This window comes from Desulfitobacterium sp., from assembly GCF_982384815.1.
This window is the reverse complement of sequence record NZ_CEVWNY010000173.1, coordinates 1-3,425: the sequence shown is the minus strand read 5'-3', so window position 1 is coordinate 3,425 and position 3,425 is coordinate 1. Positions and strand designations below refer to the sequence as shown.

The following is a 3,425-nucleotide window of genomic DNA, read 5'->3' as shown; positions in this document are numbered from 1 at the left end:
CAATAATTTCCGGAAACCAGGCTCTCGGCTTACCATAACTGCGAGGAACCGAAAACTCAAAATCCACAACCAAAAAGTCCATTACGCAACCTCCACTCTCTACTTGCCGCTCTAAGCAGATCAATCCTATTTATATAGTATATAGGAAAGTTCGGGCGGAAGTCCATATCCGCCTGAAGTCCAGTTGACTTATCCTTACTTCATTCACTACTTGACTCGATTTCTCGTATTTTTTCGATCCGGGTCAGTACCGAAGGGTGTGTATAACTAAACCATTCAATAAACCCCGGCGGTGATAGATCGGAACGATTTTTCAGGGCCAGATTAACCTGTAGCCTGACCGCTGTGGCCGGGTCTTTTGTCAGCATGACGGAAGTTTGGTCTGCTTCAATTTCCATCTGTCGGGAAAAGGAATTCTGAATCGGTGCACTGGTAAAGTTGATTAGCAATATATACAGAGCAAATATGGCCCAGGCAAGGGGTGGAACATGATTCCTGGACATTTTCGGTCGAAGAACCAAATAGGCTCCTCCCCAGATTAAAAAACTCCCCAAAGTTCCTAAGGCTAGCCCTCTGGCAATATGACCTTTTTGCCAATGAGCCATCTCATGAGCAATTACCGCCTTAACTTCGGCAAAAGAATACTGGTTTAAAAGATTGTCGTAAAGGACAATCCGCTTCGTTTTTCCGACACCGGCAAAATAAGCATTGGCTTTAGTTGTTCTTTGACTGGCATCCATGACAAGTATTTCCTCAATCCCTAAACCGCCCTTTTCCGCCAGCTCATAAACTGTATCTCTAATCTCTAAGTCACCAATGGGCTGAAAATTATTAAAGATGGGAGCAACGATAACCGGCCAAAGCAGACTCTGGATTATCAGCCAGAGTGAAAACAAAACGCTGCAAATGATCCACCATGTTTTGGGCCAGGCACGAAAAGCAAAGTACAAAAGCAGGGCGCCCATACCACCCAAAACCAGATCGATTAAAGATTGTTTAAGGAAATCGGCCCACCAAAACCCCAAGGTTTGGGTCGAGAATCCCCATAAATGCTGCCAATAAAAACCGCTGAAGAAAGTAAAAGGCAAGCTAAGTAAAGTTAAAATAACCCAAAGAACAAAATAAAAAGCCATAAAGCCCAGCCATTTATTTTTCCCTGCCCAGAGCTCGCATGCTTGGGAGAAGCGGCTGCCTCGGCCCAGGGTTAGGAACCAGATAAGAAAGAAGGCCTGAAGCATGAAGTTAAGGATATAGGAGATTCTGATTCCTTTACTATAAGACCTTCCTTGCTGAACCTGTTCCAAGCCGAATAGATTGATCGCTTCCGCCCGAATCCCACCGGGAAAAAGAGCATACCGGAAGTAAAGCAGACTAAAAAGGAGGGATAAAATAATTAGAGGTATCCACAAAGTATTGCTGCGAATTTTCATTCCAACCCTCCTGAAAGTTAATGGAAATCTGACCTTGATTTCCACAAGTCCTTTTCTAAAAATATTTACTACTTTATTATATGTTTCGCAAAGGTAAATTATGGCGGTGGCAATTAGGAATTGTGCTTATGTGCAAAATAATCATAAATTCTGCCTTAAGATCAGATACAGTCCGCCGATCATCAGTAATAGCCCCAATAATCTATAGCTATCCAAGGGAGTTCTCGTTACCCCTAAAATTCCATAATGATCGATGATTATTCCTACTAGAAGCTGACCGACAACAGCTGCAGTTAAAGTCCCTGCCACTCCGATTCTTTGAACAGCTAAGATCGAGCAAGTTACAGCAATTGCCCCTAAAGCTCCCCCGATCAAAAACAATTTGGGAACTGCAACCACTTCCCTGAGATTACCTTGTCCAAAAACCAATACGACAATGGTTAGGCATATCATTCCCACCGTAAAGGATACCAGCGCCCCTTCGATTCCCCCGATTCGTCGACCCAAGGAGCCATTAATAGGGGTTTGGACAGCGAGCATCATTCCACCTAACATTGCTACGAAAACAAATAACCCTTTCATACTCAAGTCCATCGTTTGCTCCTTCATAATTCCTTTTTGTCTTTTCCATAATTTCTATTATACATTAAAAAAAGTAAAGCTTGCCATAAGATTAGGCAAGCTTTTGACTAAAGAGTCATTCCTTAATTTTTCGGGTAAAAGGTTTCGCATTCCGTTTCTTCGGCTGTATTAGAAACCTCATTGCGAATTTCAACCTGATCCGCATGACACATTTTATCGGAATTATAGGTACAATTCACTGCATTACAATGGACCGTAGGGTCCATAACCGGCTCCGCAGAGACAGTCTGCCTGAGGGCTTCGCTGTAATTCATATTTCCCAGAGAAGAAATGAAGTTCCCCACCGTTTTTGAGCTAAAGGTACCACAGAAGGTGGCATCTCCTCCCATGGTTTGCCCACCTTGAACCTCGATCTTCTCCGCAGAACATAAACGACTGCGATTGTACAAACAGTTAACAGCGTCACATTTTAATTGGATGCTCATAATCCTGCTCCTTCCTTTCCAACTACAGTCTAACAAATGGATCAGGATTAGTATTTCCTCTCACTTCCAGAAAATATGTATGTCGCTATACTGCACCATCAGATAAACAGGCGAGCTGCCTTGTAGATTGAACCTTTATAGCAGAGGAGCGTCGTAAACGCTGTCGCCAAAGCGTAAAGCCGCGCCAGGGGTTCACATCACGTATTACCCGGAGGTTTGGCGTGGTAGCAAAGGCGACAAGTGAACAGCTCCGACGCGGGGTGAATGTGCAAGGCATCTTGACGGAGAATTTAACCAAAGCGCTCTTCAAATTCTTCTATAGTCAGCAAGATTTGACGTGGTTTACTGCCTTCATAGCCGCCGACCACTCCTTCGTCCTCCAACAAATCAATCAAGCGGGCAGCCCTGGCATAGCCCAATTTCAGCTTGCGCTGCAAATAGGAAACAGATGCCATACCGGTAGTGATGATAAGCCGACCGGCCTCAACAAACAACTCATCATCCGGGCCACCACCTTCCCCTTTTTCCGTTGTACCGGCATTTGTGAAGCCTTCCGGATCGAGATACTCCGGGGACCCTTGGGCCTTCCAGTGGGAAATAACCCTCTGCACCTCATCATCGGTTACCATACAGCCTTGAACACGCATAGGTTTATTCATTCCCTGAGGTGAATATAACATATCCCCTCTACCCAATAATTTCTCGGCACCTGTGCAATCAAGAATGGTACGTGAATCAATCTGAGAACTTACGGCAAAGGAAATACGGCTGGGAATATTCGCTTTGATTACCCCTGTAATAACATCTACCGAAGGCCTTTGCGTCGCAATAACCAAATGGATTCCCGCCGCCCTCGCCATTTGAGCAAGACGGCAAATAGATTCTTCTACTTCATTGGCGGCCACCATCATCAGATCTGCAAGCTCAT

At 44.6% G+C, this 3,425-nt stretch carries 4 protein-coding genes and 1 pseudogene; all 5 read right to left on the bottom strand.

Annotated elements, in window-relative coordinates; translation table 11 throughout:
* Window positions 1–82: pseudogene (gene kapD / locus AC1U9U_RS15715) on the bottom strand (3'-5' exonuclease KapD); the annotation flags it as partial.
* A 118-nt stretch (window positions 83–200) separates the two neighbouring features.
* Complete coding sequence (locus AC1U9U_RS15710) at window positions 201–1,430, bottom strand: M48 family metallopeptidase (protein ID WP_479961493.1); 1,230 nt, start codon at window positions 1,428–1,430, stop codon at window positions 201–203.
* 141 nt (window positions 1,431–1,571) lie between these two features.
* Window positions 1,572–2,012, bottom strand: coding sequence for a DMT family transporter (locus tag AC1U9U_RS15705; protein WP_479961492.1), 441 nt, complete (start codon window positions 2,010–2,012; stop codon window positions 1,572–1,574).
* 122 nt (window positions 2,013–2,134) lie between these two features.
* Entirely contained in the window at window positions 2,135–2,497 is a 363-nt protein-coding gene (locus AC1U9U_RS15700; protein WP_479961491.1) for a DUF1540 domain-containing protein, read from the bottom strand.
* A gap of 290 nt (window positions 2,498–2,787) precedes the next feature.
* Window positions 2,788–3,425, bottom strand: a 638-nt coding sequence (locus AC1U9U_RS15695) for a DNA translocase FtsK (protein ID WP_479961490.1), incomplete at its 5' end; no start/stop codon positions are given.

What these genes read in the sequence shown, in the direction of transcription:
- AC1U9U_RS15710 (WP_479961493.1), bottom strand. Translation starts at nt 1,430, where the DNA reads ATGAAAATTCGCAGCAATACTTTGTGGATACCTCTAATTATTTTATCC.
- AC1U9U_RS15705 (WP_479961492.1), bottom strand. Translation starts at nt 2,012, where the DNA reads ATGAAAGGGTTATTTGTTTTCGTAGCAATGTTAGGTGGAATGATGCTC.
- AC1U9U_RS15700 (WP_479961491.1), bottom strand. Translation starts at nt 2,497, where the DNA reads ATGAGCATCCAATTAAAATGTGACGCTGTTAACTGTTTGTACAATCGC.